This window comes from Pseudomonas sp. 1, assembly GCF_056626735.1.
Map to the genome: position 1 here is coordinate 1 of NZ_JBWXMQ010000035.1, position 15,667 is coordinate 15,667.

Genomic DNA, 15,667 nt, shown 5'->3' on the forward strand with positions numbered 1-15,667 from the left:
CGGGCCGGGATGTCCGGTGCCGGATGGGGTAGGTGGTTCAAAGGTAAATAAAGGTGAACCACAACCCCCTACCATTTTTTTCGAGGTAGACCCGAAAACCTTGATACGAACGCATGCAATAGTAGGAAAAGGTTCAACTAAACGAGTAGAAAAGTTAGGACAAAACATGCGAACTGCCGGGTATGACAATAAGTTCCCCATCGACGTGGCAGAACACAACGGCAACCTCTATATTTTAGATGGCCACCATCGTGCAGCGGCTGCGCGGCAAACCTCAACAGACGTAATAATAAAACTAGTAACTGATATAAAAAACATAAAGGAACTCTAAACACTATCGAAGAAGTCTTAGAATCAGCAGCGAACACTGGCCATGACAGATTGGAGCATCACAGAAGAAGATGACAGAACGAGACAGCACCCTTGAAGATCTAATAACTGACTTTTTATACAAAGTAGATATCGGCACGAAATTGCTGGAGGAAAATTTTGGCACTCGAAATATTCTGAGGTTGTGGCGCTCCAATCAGATAAAACGATGCGGAAAAATAACAGATACAGTGGAATACGAACTGCACGGTGTCGGATGCGCTATCCACTTCCCTACAGAGTCTGTGGACTTCGACTACGGATCAAACAATAGAATCGACGGCTTTGATATTTGGCGCCTCTACATTTACGCCAGTGACAGACCTTTGAAATACAAAAAATACTGCGACAAAAACGAACTAGAAAAAGAATTCAACGAGTATTTGGCGTTACATAAAATAGAAAAAATGTCTGCTTCGGATAACCTGTACATCCTCAAAAAACCAGAATGATTAGGTCCAGGTGTGAATTGCCGATACTCACACCCCGGATCTGCCCAACAATTACTCATCATCATCAAAATCCTCATACTCAAGCTCGTCCTCACCCTCCATAAGCGGAACCGTCGCATCATCCATCAACGACCCCGGATCTTCATTCCCCGGATCATTGATAAACGGCAATCCGCTCGGGCCTTTTTCTTCCTTGCCTTCGGTTTCGGGAGTCATGGCGCACCTCGTCAATCGCATTCGTATACGACGTTCGAAAAGTATGGTCGCCATTCGTTCCTGCGCATGACGCGCAGGCGTAAAAAAACCCGGCATAAAACCGGGTTTCTGTAGAACCCATCACTCAACGATGACGGTTCTTGTGTTTGTACTTGTGCTTGTGCTTGTGGCCACCACCGGAATGTGACTTGCCGCCATCGTCACCCAGGTTGTTACCGACCGCACCACCCGCCGCGCCACCCAGCCCTGCGCCGATGGTCGAACCGGTGGAGCCACCGAGGCTGTTGCCGACCACTGAACCGCCTGCGGCGCCGAGGCCGCCGCCAATGGCGGCTTCCGTACGATTGCGTTTGTTCGCTCCAACGGCACTGCCGGCCGCACCGCCAACGCCAGCACCTACCGCCGCGCCGGTACTGCCACCGAGCTGGCCGCCGACCACATTGCCCAACGCGCCACCCAATCCGCCACCCACGGCGGCAGTGCCATCGCCGGCGGCCATGGCACCTTGGGCCACGAACAATCCCAAAACCAATGCGGATAATGTCAATCGCATACAGACCTCACAGGTCCCGAGTCGGGACGGTACGCCCGCGGAGGGGGCTATGTGGTATTGGAGGCGCATCCGGCAAAAACGTTCAGCAACGAAAAGGCCCGGCATGAAGCCGGGCCTTTTCAGTCACGCGTTGGCAATCAGTGACGCTTATGGCCCTTGGACAGATTGCTGCCCACCGCGCCACCGGCTGCGCCGCCCAGGCCAGCACCGATGGTGGCGCCGGTCTTGCCGCCCAGGCTGTTACCGATCACCGAACCGCCTGCCGCACCGACACCGCCGCCAATGGCCGCTTTGGTACGAGCCCCTTTCTTGGCAGCCAATGCGCTGCCGGCCGCACCCGCCACACCAGCACCAATCGCTGCACCGGTGCTGCCGCCCATTTTCTGACCAACCACGTTACCCAGAGCGCCGCCCAGACCGCCACCCAATGCGGCGGTACCGTCGCCAGCCATCGCACCTTGAGCAACCAGAAGCCCCAGAACCAGAGCAGGCAGAGTTAAACGCATGACGAAAAACCTCAACAGAAGGAATAAAAAAGGTCGCAGATTGAATGCTCTTGCCGCGTCAATGTCCAGCGTCGCAATGCGCTTGGCGCCGATTGGACAGCGAATACAGAAAAGGTTTTATGACGAGCAAAAAAAAGCCCGCTGGGGAGACGGGCTGGAGACTTGCTTTCTAACGGATGGCTTCACCCTACTAACGCAGGTGTGAAAAGTTTGTGAAAAAAACCAGACAAAATCCTCAATCGATGTAAGACGCTTCCTGACCAAGGCAGAGCATAAAAAACCCCGTTCAATGGCGAGGCGTTGCAGGATAAGGATCACTTTCTGGAGCGAGTGGTGACCTTCGGCAGGAACTTCGCCTTCGGCCCCTTGGGTGCCGTGGACTTAATCTTGCCGGTCTGCACCGGGTCCTCGCCAAACCCGGCCTGATACTCCGTCTGGCCGCAGCGCACGCAATTGTTGAATGGAAATTCAGCCCCGTCGTCTTCGATGTACGGATCAGTCATCTCATCACCCCTTTTCAAATGCGGGCCGACACCGGCAAACCCTTTTGCCTGAAAAAATATCGACCTCCAAGGCTTTTTAGACTAGCCGGTCATTCCTGGACTTGTGATTCAGATCATCTGGGGGCCGACGAATGGCCTACGGAAATTAAACACAATGACGAACCATTGGTCCCGCGCCGCTAAAAACGCTGCTGACCTACGACTTGAAAGGCACCGCGCTGCTCAAACCACAGGGCTGATTGTCAGTAAAGGGCCCATTCCATTGAATGGGCTCACATGCCTCAGCGCAACTTGACCGCCGTGCCGGTCGCAAACACCACCACCATGCCGCCCTTCCCTGCCGGCATACTGATCTCGAAATCCACCCCGACTACTGCATCCGCCTGCAAGGCCCGCGCACGCTCCTTGATCTCATCAGTCGCCTGAACACGCGCCTCCTTCAACGCCCGCTCCAGCGTCTGCGAACGCCCACCGAAAAAGTCCCGCATCCCGGCAAACATATCGCGAATCACATTCACGCCCTGCACCGACTCGGCACTGACGATATCCAGATAAGCCGTAATTTGCCGGCCTTCGATGGAGTGGGTGGTAGAAATGATCATGGAGGTCGTCCTTTTACATGCCGGAAATAGCCGCGATTGTAATGCCCTGGCAAAAGGAAGCCGAATCCGTCTCTGTGACCAAAAAATGCCGGCGCCAGAATGCACAAAACCCCTGGTTTCCATAGAAACCAGGGGTTTTGTTTACATCGAATTTGGCGGTGAAGGAGAGATTCGAACTCTCGATACAGTTTCCTGTATACACACTTTCCAGGCGTGCTCCTTAAGCCACTCGGACACTTCACCGTATCTCTTCAAACATGTTCTGTCTGTCGAGGCGCGCTAATGTAGTCGAAAGCTTTTCTGATGGCAAACTTTTTTTCAGAATTTTCATGCGGTTAAGAGAAAAAGTCGTTACCCCCCTCAAGGAACGATGACGATCCGGCCAATCTCCGGTGAGCGCAGCCCTTCTATATGGGCGCGAATGCGTCAGCCACGCGTCGTGTCAGTCGGCAAACAGTGACTGGCGGGTCAGTCACAGTGCTTTACCTGACCGGCGACGGTGGGTAACGTCTGCCCATCTTTCTTATAAGGAATTACGCCATGAGCGACCTGATTGCCTACCACCTCGAAGACGGTATCGCGACCATGACCCTGAGCAACGGCAAGGTCAACGCCATTTCCCCGGACGTGATCGCAGCCTTCAACGCGGCGCTGGATCAGGCAGTGGCGGATCGTGCCGTCGTGATCATCACCGGTCAGCCGGGCATTCTCTCTGGCGGCTATGACCTGAAAGTGATGACTGCCGGCCCTAAGGAAGCGGTGTCGCTGGTGACCGCCGGTTCCACCCTGGCCCGCCGCCTGTTGTCGCACCCGTTCCCGGTGATCGTTGCGTGCCCGGGACATGCCGTGGCCAAAGGTGCGTTCATTCTGTTGTCCGCCGATTATCGGATCGGTGTCGACGGTCCGTTCAGCATTGGTCTGAATGAAGTGCAGATCGGCATGACCATGCACCACGCCGGCATCGAGCTGGCCCGTGATCGCCTGCGTCGCTCGGCTTTCCACCGTTCGGTGATCAACGGCGAGATGTTTGATCCGCAAAGCGCAGTGGATGCCGGTTTCCTCGACAAAGTGGTTTCTGCCGAGGAACTGCAAGGTGCCGCCCTCGCCGCCGCGCGTCAGCTGAAGAAGATCAACATGACTGCGCACAAGAACACCAAGTTGAAGGTGCGCAAGGCGCTGCTGGAAACTCTGGACAACGCGATCATCCAGGATCAGGAGCATCTGGGCTGATACCCGGCTCGCCCCGATTCAGAAAAGCCCGACCGTCGTGTCGGGCTTTTTCTTGCACGCTCTGTTGAAAACTCGGCAGCAGCTCTAGGACGCCTCTGACCAACAAGTCGGAAACATGCGCTTAAACATCGCCCATCTCCGGACTCTTTAGCGGCAATTGCCGAAAACAGTGCACATCCGTACACTGCGCCACCTTTTGTCCCGATGGGCCTGAAAATGCTGTTTGTGTTTCGTATGTTATTGATGAGCCTGCACTTTATTCTTGCGGGGATACTCGGAGTGATCCTCGGGCTGTGCCGGCCATTCAATCCGGACAACAGTCGCCTGTGTGCCCGCCTCTATGCACTGCCGGCCATGTGCATTTTGCGTCTGCGGGTGAAGGCCGATGTGGGCCCATTGATGAACAAACCCGACAGCTGCGTGATCATTGCCAACCACCAGTCCAACTACGACCTGTTCGTGTTCGGTAACGTGGTGCCGCGTCGTACGGTGTGCATCGGCAAAAAAAGCCTGAAGTGGGTGCCGCTGTTCGGGCAGCTGTTCTGGCTGGCGGGCAATGTGTTGATTGATCGCGGGAACGCGCACAAGGCGCGCCGGTCGATGCTGACCACCACTGACACCTTGCAGCACAAGGACACCTCGATCTGGGTCTTCCCGGAAGGCACTCGCAACCTGGGTGAGGAAATGCTGCCGTTCAAGAAAGGTGCATTCCAGATGGCCATCGCCGCCGGAGTGCCGATCGTTCCGGTGTGTGTCAGCAGCTACATCAAGCACATGCGCCTGAACCGCTGGCACAGCGGGAAAATTCTCATACGCTCGCTGCCGGCCATTCCTACCGCCGGACTGACCATGGACGACATGCCCATGCTCATCAGCCAGTGCCGCGAGCAGATGCGCGAGTGCATCGATGCAATGGATCGGCAACTGCAAGCCGCATAAAAAAGAAGCCCGCCCCGTGCGGGTTTTCTTTTGCCCGGTGAACTGTGCAGATTTCACTGACTCTCAAGCAGCGACATGGCTAAGCTGAAGTCATGTCTCCCCTGCCATCTGTCAAGAAGAAGTGAATCACCACCATGGGTCGAGTTGTTGCTGCTGCGGTTTACAGCGCCGGTAAGAAAGTCACCAATATTTCCCTCGACGAAGGCGCGGCCTGGGCCGCAAAGACCGGCCACTTCGTCTGGATCGGCCTCGAAGAGCCGAACGCTCAGGAACTGTCCAACCTGCAACGCCAGTTCAACCTGCACGAACTGGCCATTGAAGACGCCCTGGAAAAGCACAGCCGGCCGAAGCTGGAAACCTTTGGCGACGCGCTATTCATCGTCACCTACTCGCCGGTGCGCGAACACGGAATTCTGCAGTTCATCGAAACCCACATCTTCGCCGGCAAGGGCTACATCATCACCGCCCGCAACGGTCATTCGGCGTCCTACGCCCACGTCCGCCAACGCTGTGAGGCGCGGCCACTGTTGCTGGAACACGGGGAAGATTTCGTACTGTATGCGCTGCTGGATTTCGTCATCGAAAACTATCAGCCGGTGGGTGAAGCGATCCACGCCGAGATCGATGAACTGGAGCGCAACGTGTTGTGCAGCGCACTGAATGAGCACGACATCCAGAAGCTTCACGGCCTGCGTCGCGATGTCCTGCGTTTGCGTCGATACGCCGCGCCGATGGTGGAAATCGGCGAGGAACTGCAGAAGCTGAGCTTCCCCTTCATCGACAAGAACATGCGCCCGTACTTTCGCGACGTACAGATCCACGTGAACCGGCAAATGGAAGATCTGACCACCCTGGCCGACATCGCCAGCCAGACCATCGAAATCGGCGTGCTGCTGGAAGCGTCACGCCAGAGCGTCGTGCAGCGTAAATTCGCTGCGTGGGCGGCGATTCTGGCGTTCCCGACAGCGGTGGCCGGGATTTACGGGATGAACTTCCAGAACATGCCGGAGCTGAGCTGGCATTACGGCTATTTCGGCGTGCTGGGATTTATCACGGTCGGCTGCGTGAGCCTGTGGGCAAGCTTCAAGAAATCCGGCTGGCTATAAGAAAAAACGCCCCCGTTGCAAGGCACGAGGGCGTCAGGGCTCAAGCAGCGGTCGGTTTGTGCGCCACGAAGCGCATCATCCATTCCGCCACGGTGGTGCCGTGGTGCTGATGTTCTAGACTGGCCACGCCCTTGCTGTAGACCTGCTCGCCCAGCGCTTCCTGACGCAGATCCAGCAGCGCTCGCGAATAGTCGTGAATGAATTCCGGATGTCCCTGGAAGCACAGCACCTGATCGTTGATGTGGTACGCCGCGTACGGGCAGAAATCGCTGGAAGCAATCACCGTTGCGTTCTCCGGCAGCGCCGTCACCTGATCCTGGTGGCTGATCAAAAGCGTCAGCTCTTCGCGCACCGGGCTCATCCACGGTGCCTTGGCCGCCAGTTTGTAATTGTGAATGCCGACGCCCCAACCTTGCGTAGCACGCTCGCTCTTGCCGCCCAGCAGCAGTGCCAGCAACTGATGGCCGAAGCACACGCCCAGCAGTTTGTCGCCGCGCTCATAACGGGTCAGGAGGTATTGCTTGAGTGTCTGGATCCACGGATCGGTACCAAACGAGTCGGCCTTGCTGCCGGTCACCAGGTAAGCATCGAAGGTCAGGTCATCACTCGGATAATCGCCCTGCATCACGTTGTAGACCGTGAACTCGGCGGCGATCGGTTGTTGCGAGAACAGGCGCTGGAACATCTGCCCGTAACCCTGATATTGATCGACCAGTTCCGGACGCAGGATGTCGGTTTCCAGAATGCAGATGCGTAGCGACATAAAAAATACCTGACACGTGATGGGAATAATGCACACCCCAGAGCCTGCCTTGAAACCACCCGGCAAGGCAAGCCCCGAAATGCGTTCCCAAACCGTTAGAACAACGCGCCTTTCGCAGCCTTCTCCAGCAGCAGCGCTGGCGGTGCGAAACGCTCACCGTACTGTTCCGCCAGGTACTGCGCCCGCGCGACAAAGTCCTTCACCCCGTATTGGTTGATGAACTGCAGCGCACCGCCCGTCCATGCCGCGAAGCCGATACCGAAAATCGAGCCGACGTTCGCATCCGCCGTCGACGTCAGCACGCCCTCCTCCACGCAACGTACGGTTTCAATCGCCTGCACGAACAGCAGTCGATCACGCACGTCCTTCGGCGAAATCTGCCCGTCGGCTTTCTCGAAGCGGGTTTTCAGTTCGGGCCACAGATGCTTCTGCCCACCCGACGGGTACTCATAAAAACCGCCTCCCGCGGCCTTGCCCGGCCGCTTGTATTCGTTGAGCAGCAAGTCAATCACGGCAAACGCCGGGTGCTCAATCAGCGGTTTCCCTTCTGCTTGAAGGTCTTTGGCCGTTTGTTGACGGATATGGCTCATCAGGCTGAGGGAAACTTCGTCAGAGATCGCCAGCGGCCCGACAGGCATGCCGGCCTTGCGCGCTTCGGTCTCGATCATCGGCGCACTGACGCCCTCACCCAGCATCGCAATGCCTTCATTGATGAAGGTGCCGAATACTCGCGAAGTGAAGAAGCCGCGACTGTCGTTGACCACAATCGGGGTTTTCTTGATTTGCAGTACGAAATCGAACCCGCGTGCGAGGGTTTCGTCGCTGGTTTGCGCGCCTTTGATGATTTCCACCAACGGCATTTTTTCCACCGGGCTGAAGAAGTGCAGGCCGATGAACTTGCCTTGATCCGGTACTGCGGTCGCCAAACCAGTGATTGGCAAGGTAGAGGTGTTGGAAGCAATCACCGCGTCGGCGCCGACCACTTGCTGCGCCGCTGCCGAGACCTTGGCCTTGAGTTGACGATCCTCGAACACCGCCTCGATGATCAGATCGCAGCCTGCCAGATCGGTATCGCTTTCAGTGGTCTGGATACGCGCCAGCACCGCTTCACGCTGCTGCGCAGTCATCTGCCCGCGAGCGACTTTCTTGTCCAGCAATGCTGCCGAATGCGCTTTGCCCTTTTCCGCAGCCGCAAGGTTGATGTCCTTGAGCACCACGTCGATCCCGGCCGATGCGCTGACATAGGCGATCCCGGCGCCCATCATGCCCGCGCCGAGTACGCCCACGCGTTTCGTCACATAAGGCGCAAAACCCTGCGGACGTGAACCGCCGGCATTGATTTCATTAAGCTGGAACCAGAACGTGCCGATCAGGTTTTTCGAGATCTGGCCGGTGGTCAGTTCCGTGAAATAGCGGGTTTCGATCAGGTGCGCCGTGTCGAAATCCACCTGCGCGCCCTCCACCGCCGCGCACAGAATCTTCTCCGGCGCCGGCAACGTACCCTGGGTTTTGGTGCGCAGGATCGACGGCGCAATCGCCAGCATCTGCGCGACTTTCGGGTTGGATGGCGTACCGCCGGGAATCTGATAGCCCTTCACGTCCCAACGCTGCACCGCCGCAGGATTGGCCAGGATCCAGGCCCGGGCCTTGGCCAACAGCTCATCGCGATCCGCCGCCAACTCATCGATCAGTCCCGCCTGCAACGCCTGCTGTGGACGGACTTTCTTGCCTTCGAGCAGATATGGCAGAGCCTTTTCAATACCGAGCATGCGCACCATGCGCACCACGCCACCGCCGCCCGGCAATAGCCCGAGGGTCACTTCCGGCAAACCGAGCTGTACCGACGCATCGTCCAGGGCCACGCGGTGGTGGCAGGCCAGGCAGATTTCCCAGCCGCCGCCGAGCGCCGCGCCGTTGATCGCCGCGACCACCGGTTTGCCGAGGGTTTCCAGGGTGCGCAACTGACCCTTGAGGGTCAGCACCATGTCGTAGAAAGCCTTGGCTTCAGGCTTGCCAACCTTGATCAGTTCATTCAGGTCGCCACCGGCGAAGAAGGTTTTCTTGGCCGACGTGATGATCACCCCGGCGATGTCATCTTTTTCCGCCTGCAATCGGGCGACGCTTTCGGCCATGGCCTCGCGGTACACCGCGTTCATGGTGTTGGCGCTCTGGCCCGGCATGTCGATGGTCAGGAGGACGATGCCGTCCTGGCCTTTTTCGTAACGAATGGCTTGGGTCATGACAGGATTCCTTGGGGTCAGAGGCGTTCGATGATGGTCGCGATACCCATGCCGCCGCCGACGCACAGCGTCGCGAGGCCGTAGCGCAGGCGTCGGGCTTCCAGTTCATCGAGCAAGGTGCCGAGGATCGCGCAACCGGTGGCCCCCAACGGGTGGCCCATGGCGATCGAGCCGCCATTGACGTTGACCTTGTCCGGGTCGACAGCCATGTCCTTGATGAACTTCAGCACCACCGAGGCAAACGCCTCGTTGACCTCGAACAGGTCGATGTCTTCCACCCGCAGCCCGGCCTTGGCCAGCGCCTTGCGAGTGGCCGGCGCCGGGCCGGTGAGCATGATGGTCGGGTCAGTGCTGGTGACCGCCGTGGCGACGATCCGCGCCCGGGGTTGCAGGCCCAGCGCCCGCCCCTTGGCCTCGGAGCCGATCAACATCAGTGCCGCGCCGTCGACGATCCCCGAGCTGTTGCCCGGCGTGTGCACATGGTTGATGCGCTCGACATGGCTGTAGACCCGCAATGCCGTGGCGTCGAAACCCATCTGGCCGATCATCTCGAAGCTCGGCTTGAGCTTGCCCAGACCTTCAAGGGTCGACTCGGCGCGAATGAACTCATCGTGATCGAGCAGGATGATGCCGTTCTGGTCCTGCACCGGCACCAATGACTTGTTGAACGAACCGTCGGCCCGGGCGCGAGCGGCTTTGTGCTGCGAGTGCAGCGCGTAGGCATCGACGTCCTGACGGCTGAAACCTTCAAGCGTGGCGATCAGATCCGCGCCGACGCCTTGCGGTGTGAAATGGCTGTGCAAATTGGTTTGCGGATCCAGCGCCCAAGCGCCGCCGTCGCTACCCATCGGCACGCGGGACATGGATTCCACACCGCCGACTACCACCAGGTCTTCGAACCCGGAGCGCACTTTCATCGCCCCCAGGTTTACCGCCTCCAGCCCTGACGCGCAGAAGCGGTTGATCTGCACGCCCGCGACGCTGACGTCCCAATCGGCCACCTGCACGGCAGTCTTGGCGATGTCCGAGCCCTGATCGCCAATCGGCGTGACACAACCGAGCACGACGTCATCGACCTGGCTGGTGTCCAGTTCGGTACGAACCTGCAAAGCGCTCAAGAGCCCGGCCACCAGGTTCACCGGTTTGACGCTGTGCAGCGAACCGTCGGCCTTGCCCTTGCCACGGGGCGTACGTAACGCGTCGAAAATCAAAGCTTGGGTCATGACGTCCTCGAACCTGTGCGGTGAGTGAAATTCGTGCTGTCACTGTTGTCTTCGCAGGTCATGGATTCAATGACCACAGCGCTCAATGACGTTGACGCGCACGCTCAGACGGACGGTCATCCGTGCCTTGGTTAACCGGTTCAGGTGCGCGAGCTGTCTAGCAAAAGGGCGACAAAGAAGCTGGCAATGGGCCTCATGCCTTTTTAATCGCGATCAGTATGAAATACATACGAAATGGATCTAAGCGAAGCGTGACGCGGGCCCTAAGGTGAAGATGTACGTCATTGTCGTCGGGTTTTGCCGAGACAGGCGTTCGCTACAGGAAGTGCAGCGCTTGCCGTCATGGATATGCAGGCAAGCATCAGGAAATAACAAAAAAGGCGGTCAAGCCATGTTCAAACAACCGAAAGTTCGTCAAGCAGGGCTCATTCTTTTCGCCACGACGCTGTTGTTGATTCTGCCGAACCTGACCAAGGTCATCGGCTGATTCAAGCGGCAGGTATTGTTCATCGCCACTGAAAATGTGCCTGGCCCGCTACCCGGGCCAGCGTGGCTGTGCCAACCTTTGCGCATTTCCACGACATGGATGGCGATCACTTGAAAAAGCTCATTATGTTTGGGGCCATGCTGCTGAGCATGCCCCTGTGTGCCGCGCAGCTGAACCTGGAGCTGGGCGCGAACAGCCGCACCTGGCAGACAGAGGAATTACTCAAGCATCCTCAGGTGCAAACCCTCACGATCAAGAATGATGTGTCTTACAAAAAGGACATGACTTATCGCGCCGTGCCGGTTGCCGCGCTGCTGACCGGCATCAAACCCGAGGATCACCTGCAAGCCGTGGCGCTGGACGGTTTTGCCGCAGAGCTGTCTGCCGCGCCGCTCCTGAACAACAAGGGTTCACGCGCATGGCTGGCCATCGAGGATCCGGCGCAGCCCTGGCCGCCGCTGTCGGAAGGCAAGCACAGCGCCGGGCCGTTCTATCTGGTGTGGACCGATCCGCAGGCCGGCAATATCAGCCCGGAACAATGGCCGTTTGAAGTGGCGAGCATCAAGCGCATGGCCCCAGTGGCCGAACGCTTCCCTGCCCTGCTGCCGGACCCTGCCTTGAAGGCCAATGACCCGGTGAATCAGGGTTTTGCGCTGTTCCAGAAGAATTGTCTGGCCTGCCATCGCCTGAATGGCGCGGGGGATGCGCAATTCGGGCCGGACCTGAATATTCCGTACAACCCGACCGAGTACTTCGGCGCGGACTTCCTCAAGCGCTATATCCGCGATCCACAGAGTCTGCGTCAGTGGCCGCAAGCGAAGATGCCGGGATTTTCCGCCGAGGTGTTGCCGGATGCGGATCTACAGAAACTGATCGGGTATTTGCAGCACATGGCCGGGCGCAAGATTGCGCCCGCCAAGTAAACCAAACAAGTCGTTTACTGTTGCTGCACCGAGATGATTGGCGCTGGTGTCGGCGACACCAGCACTTTCGCGTGCATCTGCTCTGAGCCGCCGCCCCGGCGCATGCCGCGCACCGGGCAGGCATCGAGGTAATCCAGGCCCACCGCCAGTTTCAAATGCCGCTCCGGCCGCGCCAGTTCATTGGTCACGTCAAAACTGTACCAGGCGTCATCGATCCAGGCCTCGGCCCAGGCATGGCTGGCCAGATGCTCGCAATCCTCGCTGTACAGATAACCCGACACATAACGTGACGGCACCCCGAGGCTGCGTGCGCAGGCCAGAAACGCGTGAGCATGGTCCTGGCAAACACCCGCGCGGCCGGCAAACGCCTGCGCGGCGCTGGTGTCGACTTCGGTGGCGCCCTGCTTGTAGGTCATGTGCTGGTTAAGCCCGTGCATCAGGTCGATCAGAGCGTTGCGGTCACGCCGTTGTTTGCAGGATTTCTCGGCAAACGCCCGCAATGCCTCGTCAGCTTCGGTGAGCCGGGTGAAACGCAGGAACGGCAGCGCCGACTGGCTCTCGTGCTCCGCCTCGCGCAACTCGTCGATATCGACCTGCCCCCGGGCGCCGATGATGATCGCCTCGTGGGGCTCGTCCATGGTCAACACATGCAGGATGTTGCCGAACGGATCGAGCTGGGCGCGCACCGGGCGCGGCAGGTCGAGCTGCCAGCTCAGCACATGCTGACGCTCGCTGTCGTGGGGCGTCAGGCGCAGATACTGGATGCTCGCGCGCACCTGATCTTCGTAGTGATAGGTGGTCTCGTGGCTGATGGAAAGTCTCATGCGGCCTCCAGGTAAGAACTGTGAATGGCGTTGCCCAGCTGGCGCACCAGCGGGATGAATTCGGTGAGCCAGGCGTGCAGCCCTTCCTCGAGAATTTCCTGAATGCCGGTGTAGCGCAGACGCGCGTCCATTTCCGCCGCCAGCCGTTGCGCGGGACGACCGTTGGCCCCCGGCAACTGCGCCAGGATCTGGTCGATTTCTTCAGTGCAGGCCCGCAAGGAACGCGGCACATCGGCACGCAACAGCAGCAACTCGGCCACATGCCGGGCGCCCGGCGCATCGCGATAGATCTCGGTGTAGGCCTCGAACGATGACAGCGCTCGCAACAGCGCACTCCACTGGTAATAGGCGTGAGCGGTGCCATCGCTGACCGCTTCGGCTTGATCACCCGCCATTTCGTAGCGAGCATCGAGTAGTCGCAGCGTGTTGTCCGCGCGCTCGATGAACGTGCCCAGGCGAATGAAACGAAACGCATCGTTACGCATGATGGTGCCGTAGGACGCGCCCCGGAACAGATGCGAACGTTCCTTGATCCACTCGCAGAAGCGGCTCATTCCATAGCGGCCGAGGCCCTGATTGGCGATCCCGCGGATCTCCAGCCAGGTGGCGTTGATGTTTTCCCACATGTCGGCAGTGATTCGCCCGCGCACCGCGTGGGCGCTGGCTCGCGCCGCACCGAGACAGCTGTAGATGCTCGCGGGGTTGGCCGCGTCGAGGGCGAAAAAGTGCAGCAAGCGTTCGGCATGCAACTCGCCGTGGCGTTCCAGATAATCGTCCAGCGTGCCGGTGATCAGCAGCGGCATCGCCAGTTCGTGCAGACCGTCGCCACGGCCGTCCTGCGGCATCAGCGACAGCGAATAGCTGACATCGAGCATCCGTGCGAGGTTTTCCGCCCGCTCCAGGTAACGCGACATCCAGTACAGATCCGAGGCAGTTCTACTTAACATGGCAGGCTTCCTTCAATCCTCGACCACCCAGGTGTCCTTGGTTCCGCCGCCCTGGGATGAATTCACCACCAGAGAGCCTTCACGCAGGGCGACACGGGTCAAACCGCCGGGCACGACCCGGGTTTCGCGGCCGGACAATACGAACGGGCGCAGGTCGATATGGCGCGGCGCAATGCCGTTTTCGACAAAGGTCGGACAGGTTGACAGCGACAGCGTCGGTTGCGCGATGTAGGCGTGAGGCTTGGCCTTGATCCGCTCGCGGAATGCATCGATTTCCGCTGTCGTCGCTGCGGGCCCCACGAGCATGCCGTAACCACCGGAGCCCTGAGTCTCCTTGACCACCAGATCGGGAAGATTGGCCAGCACGTGGGAAAGCTCGGACGGATTACGGCATTGCCAGGTCGGCACGTTCTTCAGGATCGGTTCTTCGTCGAGGTAGAAACGGATCATCTCGGTGACAAACGGATACACCGATTTGTCGTCCGCCACGCCGGTGCCGATCGCGTTGGCCAGCACCACGTTGCCCGAGCGATAGGACGACAGCAGCCCCGGCACGCCGAGCATCGAATCCGGGCGGAAGGCCAGCGGATCCAGAAACGCGTCGTCGAGCCGGCGGTAGATCACGTCCACCGCTTTCGGGCCGTCGGTGGTGCGCATGAAAACCTTGTCGTCGCGCACGAACAGGTCCGCACCCTCCACCAGTTCCACGCCCATTTCCCGAGCGAGGAACGCGTGCTCGAAAAACGCGCTGTTGAAACGACCTGGTGTCAGCACCACGACGCTCGGGTCGTCGATCGGGCTTGAACTTTTCAGGGTGTCGAGCAACAGGTTCGGATAATGGTCGATCGGGGCGATGCGCTGGGCGGCGAACAGTTCGGGGAACAGGCGCATCATCATCTTGCGGTCTTCGAGCATGTAGCTCACGCCGCTCGGCGTGCGCAGGTTGTCCTCGAGCACGTAATACGTGCCGTCGCCGTCGCGCACCAGATCGACGCCGGAAATGTGCGAATAGATATCGCGGTGCAGATCCAGCCCCTGCATCGCCAACTGGTATTGCTCGTTGGCCAGCACCTGCTCGGCGGGAATGATCCCGGCCTTGATGATGCGCTGCTCGTGGTAAAGGTCGGCGAGGAACATGTTCAGCGCCTTGACCCGCTGGATGCAGCCGCGCTCGACAATCCGCCACTCGCTGGCGGGGATGCTGCGCGGAATGGTGTCGAAGGGAATCAGGCGTTCTGTCCCTTGCTCGTCCCCGTAGAGCGTGAACGTGATCCCGGCACGATGGAACAGCAGATCGGCCTCGCGTCGCCGCTGGGCCAGCAATTCGTCAGGCGTCTCGGCCAGCCAGCGGGCAAACTCCCGGTAATGCGGGCGGATCTGGCCGCCGGCATCGTACATTTCATCAAAATAGGTGCGGATCATGCCGTACTCCTTGTCACTCCGGACATACAGGCCATCGCAAGGCCCGTGCCATCGGCATAAACGCTTTGATATCAATCGGTTGGATATTCACGTCGCACGCACCGCACCATTCCTGTGCGGCAAATGCCCCAACCTGATCGCCCCCGCTTCATTGCGACGCAGTCCCGTCGCCTATCACCAGCATAGTCAGAGTTGATTTCACTGCCCGCCGGCGGCTGAGGATAATCCGCGCATCCGCTGCAAAAACGTCCCTGACGAAGCCCGCAGCCCCACTGATCCGGCTTGCCTCGGCAGCCCTCCCGGCCGTAACCCTGACCGGTTTCCTCTCCTTCCGGTCTTCCCTTTCAGCCACCTCTTCAGGT

18 protein-coding genes and 1 tRNA gene are annotated in these 15,667 nt (G+C 59.0%); 6 read left to right on the forward strand and 13 right to left on the reverse strand.

Going from position 1 to position 15,667, the window contains the following annotated elements; genetic code table 11:
- The coding region (locus tag AC1MDC_RS28410) for a ParB/RepB/Spo0J family partition protein (RefSeq protein ID WP_480394169.1) at nucleotides 1-331 on the forward strand (331 nt) is incomplete at its 5' end.
- A gap of 70 nt (nucleotides 332-401) precedes the next feature.
- The gene (locus tag AC1MDC_RS28415; RefSeq protein ID WP_085701202.1) at nucleotides 402-821 is read left to right on the forward strand and encodes a DUF6896 domain-containing protein; all 420 of its coding nucleotides are present in this window, start codon (nucleotides 402-404) and stop codon (nucleotides 819-821) included.
- Nucleotides 822-872: 51 nt separating this feature from the next.
- On the opposite strand, the gene AC1MDC_RS28420 is transcribed toward AC1MDC_RS28415, so the two are convergent.
- The 6 genes from AC1MDC_RS28420 to AC1MDC_RS28445 form a co-directional block, all read right to left on the reverse strand.
- Entirely contained in the window at nucleotides 873-1,037 is a 165-nt protein-coding gene (locus tag AC1MDC_RS28420) for a hypothetical protein (RefSeq protein WP_170929804.1), read from the reverse strand.
- Between the two features lie 124 nt (nucleotides 1,038-1,161).
- The gene (locus AC1MDC_RS28425; RefSeq protein WP_480394170.1) at nucleotides 1,162-1,590 is read right to left on the reverse strand and encodes a glycine zipper domain-containing protein; all 429 of its coding nucleotides are present in this window, start codon (nucleotides 1,588-1,590) and stop codon (nucleotides 1,162-1,164) included.
- 137 nt (nucleotides 1,591-1,727) lie between these two features.
- Nucleotides 1,728-2,096 (reverse strand): glycine zipper domain-containing protein, encoded by a 369-nt coding sequence (locus AC1MDC_RS28430; protein WP_039769955.1) that lies wholly within the window; start codon nucleotides 2,094-2,096, stop codon nucleotides 1,728-1,730.
- Nucleotides 2,097-2,410: 314 nt separating this feature from the next.
- The gene (locus tag AC1MDC_RS28435; RefSeq protein ID WP_085701198.1) at nucleotides 2,411-2,599 is read right to left on the reverse strand and encodes a hypothetical protein; all 189 of its coding nucleotides are present in this window, start codon (nucleotides 2,597-2,599) and stop codon (nucleotides 2,411-2,413) included.
- A gap of 281 nt (nucleotides 2,600-2,880) precedes the next feature.
- Nucleotides 2,881-3,201, reverse strand: a complete 321-nt coding sequence (locus AC1MDC_RS28440) for a YbjQ family protein (RefSeq protein ID WP_007959944.1) — start codon at nucleotides 3,199-3,201, stop codon at nucleotides 2,881-2,883.
- Nucleotides 3,202-3,354: 153 nt separating this feature from the next.
- A tRNA-Ser gene (locus AC1MDC_RS28445) sits at nucleotides 3,355-3,444 on the reverse strand.
- Nucleotides 3,445-3,741: 297 nt separating this feature from the next.
- Between AC1MDC_RS28445 and AC1MDC_RS28450 the strand changes: the two genes are divergently transcribed.
- From AC1MDC_RS28450 to AC1MDC_RS28460, 3 genes are all read left to right on the forward strand, one after another.
- The gene (locus AC1MDC_RS28450) at nucleotides 3,742-4,431 is read left to right on the forward strand and encodes a crotonase/enoyl-CoA hydratase family protein (protein WP_480394171.1); all 690 of its coding nucleotides are present in this window, start codon (nucleotides 3,742-3,744) and stop codon (nucleotides 4,429-4,431) included.
- 216 nt (nucleotides 4,432-4,647) lie between these two features.
- On the forward strand, nucleotides 4,648-5,370 hold the full coding sequence (locus tag AC1MDC_RS28455; RefSeq protein WP_085705347.1) for a 1-acylglycerol-3-phosphate O-acyltransferase: 723 nt from the start codon (nucleotides 4,648-4,650) through the stop codon (nucleotides 5,368-5,370).
- A gap of 134 nt (nucleotides 5,371-5,504) precedes the next feature.
- Nucleotides 5,505-6,476, forward strand: a complete 972-nt coding sequence (locus AC1MDC_RS28460; protein WP_011333223.1) for a magnesium and cobalt transport protein CorA — start codon at nucleotides 5,505-5,507, stop codon at nucleotides 6,474-6,476.
- A 40-nt stretch (nucleotides 6,477-6,516) separates the two neighbouring features.
- On the opposite strand, the gene AC1MDC_RS28465 is transcribed toward AC1MDC_RS28460, so the two are convergent.
- The 3 genes from AC1MDC_RS28465 to AC1MDC_RS28475 all read right to left on the reverse strand — a co-directional run bounded on the left by AC1MDC_RS28465 (nucleotide 6,517) and on the right by AC1MDC_RS28475 (nucleotide 10,702).
- Nucleotides 6,517-7,239: an amidotransferase gene (locus tag AC1MDC_RS28465; RefSeq protein ID WP_085701195.1), complete on the reverse strand. Its 723-nt coding sequence runs from the start codon at nucleotides 7,237-7,239 to the stop codon at nucleotides 6,517-6,519.
- 95 nt (nucleotides 7,240-7,334) lie between these two features.
- Nucleotides 7,335-9,479 carry a 3-hydroxyacyl-CoA dehydrogenase NAD-binding domain-containing protein gene (locus tag AC1MDC_RS28470; protein ID WP_480394172.1) on the reverse strand — a complete coding sequence of 715 codons (2,145 nt, stop codon included), beginning with the start codon at nucleotides 9,477-9,479 and terminating at the stop codon, nucleotides 7,335-7,337.
- A gap of 17 nt (nucleotides 9,480-9,496) precedes the next feature.
- Nucleotides 9,497-10,702: an acetyl-CoA C-acetyltransferase gene (locus tag AC1MDC_RS28475; RefSeq protein ID WP_085701193.1), complete on the reverse strand. Its 1,206-nt coding sequence runs from the start codon at nucleotides 10,700-10,702 to the stop codon at nucleotides 9,497-9,499.
- A 582-nt stretch (nucleotides 10,703-11,284) separates the two neighbouring features.
- Here AC1MDC_RS28475 and AC1MDC_RS28480 point away from each other — a divergent pair.
- The gene (locus AC1MDC_RS28480) at nucleotides 11,285-12,112 is read left to right on the forward strand and encodes a c-type cytochrome (protein ID WP_480394176.1); all 828 of its coding nucleotides are present in this window, start codon (nucleotides 11,285-11,287) and stop codon (nucleotides 12,110-12,112) included.
- A 14-nt stretch (nucleotides 12,113-12,126) separates the two neighbouring features.
- On the opposite strand, the gene AC1MDC_RS28485 is transcribed toward AC1MDC_RS28480, so the two are convergent.
- The 4 genes from AC1MDC_RS28485 to AC1MDC_RS28500 form a co-directional block, all read right to left on the reverse strand.
- A complete protein-coding gene (locus tag AC1MDC_RS28485; protein WP_480394173.1) occupies nucleotides 12,127-12,936 on the reverse strand; it encodes a transglutaminase family protein in 810 nt (269 codons plus the stop codon).
- The gene (locus AC1MDC_RS28490) at nucleotides 12,933-13,883 is read right to left on the reverse strand and encodes an alpha-E domain-containing protein (protein ID WP_480394174.1); all 951 of its coding nucleotides are present in this window, start codon (nucleotides 13,881-13,883) and stop codon (nucleotides 12,933-12,935) included. Before AC1MDC_RS28490 ends, AC1MDC_RS28485 begins: the two co-directional genes overlap by 4 nt.
- Nucleotides 13,884-13,895: 12 nt before the next feature.
- Nucleotides 13,896-15,305, reverse strand: coding sequence for a circularly permuted type 2 ATP-grasp protein (locus tag AC1MDC_RS28495; RefSeq protein ID WP_039769936.1), 1,410 nt, complete (start codon nucleotides 15,303-15,305; stop codon nucleotides 13,896-13,898).
- A gap of 148 nt (nucleotides 15,306-15,453) precedes the next feature.
- Nucleotides 15,454-15,667, reverse strand: a 214-nt coding sequence (locus tag AC1MDC_RS28500) for a hypothetical protein (RefSeq protein WP_480394175.1), incomplete at its 5' end; no start/stop codon positions are given.

Bases quoted from the DNA above. Each gene is read 5' to 3' on its own strand.
- AC1MDC_RS28485 (WP_480394173.1), bottom strand. From the start codon at position 12,936: ATGAGACTTTCCATCAGCCACGAGACCACCTATCACTACGAAGATCAG.
- AC1MDC_RS28490 (WP_480394174.1), bottom strand. From the start codon at position 13,883: ATGTTAAGTAGAACTGCCTCGGATCTGTACTGGATGTCGCGTTACCTG.
- AC1MDC_RS28415 (WP_085701202.1), top strand. From the start codon at position 402: ATGACAGAACGAGACAGCACCCTTGAAGATCTAATAACTGACTTTTTA.
- AC1MDC_RS28465 (WP_085701195.1), bottom strand. From the start codon at position 7,239: ATGTCGCTACGCATCTGCATTCTGGAAACCGACATCCTGCGTCCGGAA.
- AC1MDC_RS28425 (WP_480394170.1), bottom strand. From the start codon at position 1,590: ATGCGATTGACATTATCCGCATTGGTTTTGGGATTGTTCGTGGCCCAA.
- AC1MDC_RS28435 (WP_085701198.1), bottom strand. From the start codon at position 2,599: ATGACTGATCCGTACATCGAAGACGACGGGGCTGAATTTCCATTCAAC.
- AC1MDC_RS28460 (WP_011333223.1), top strand. From the start codon at position 5,505: ATGGGTCGAGTTGTTGCTGCTGCGGTTTACAGCGCCGGTAAGAAAGTC.
- AC1MDC_RS28455 (WP_085705347.1), top strand. From the start codon at position 4,648: ATGCTGTTTGTGTTTCGTATGTTATTGATGAGCCTGCACTTTATTCTT.
- AC1MDC_RS28430 (WP_039769955.1), bottom strand. From the start codon at position 2,096: ATGCGTTTAACTCTGCCTGCTCTGGTTCTGGGGCTTCTGGTTGCTCAA.
- AC1MDC_RS28440 (WP_007959944.1), bottom strand. From the start codon at position 3,201: ATGATCATTTCTACCACCCACTCCATCGAAGGCCGGCAAATTACGGCT.
- AC1MDC_RS28495 (WP_039769936.1), bottom strand. From the start codon at position 15,305: ATGATCCGCACCTATTTTGATGAAATGTACGATGCCGGCGGCCAGATC.
- AC1MDC_RS28470 (WP_480394172.1), bottom strand. From the start codon at position 9,479: ATGACCCAAGCCATTCGTTACGAAAAAGGCCAGGACGGCATCGTCCTC.
- AC1MDC_RS28475 (WP_085701193.1), bottom strand. From the start codon at position 10,702: ATGACCCAAGCTTTGATTTTCGACGCGTTACGTACGCCCCGTGGCAAG.
- AC1MDC_RS28480 (WP_480394176.1), top strand. From the start codon at position 11,285: ATGGATGGCGATCACTTGAAAAAGCTCATTATGTTTGGGGCCATGCTG.
- AC1MDC_RS28420 (WP_170929804.1), bottom strand. From the start codon at position 1,037: ATGACTCCCGAAACCGAAGGCAAGGAAGAAAAAGGCCCGAGCGGATTG.
- AC1MDC_RS28450 (WP_480394171.1), top strand. From the start codon at position 3,742: ATGAGCGACCTGATTGCCTACCACCTCGAAGACGGTATCGCGACCATG.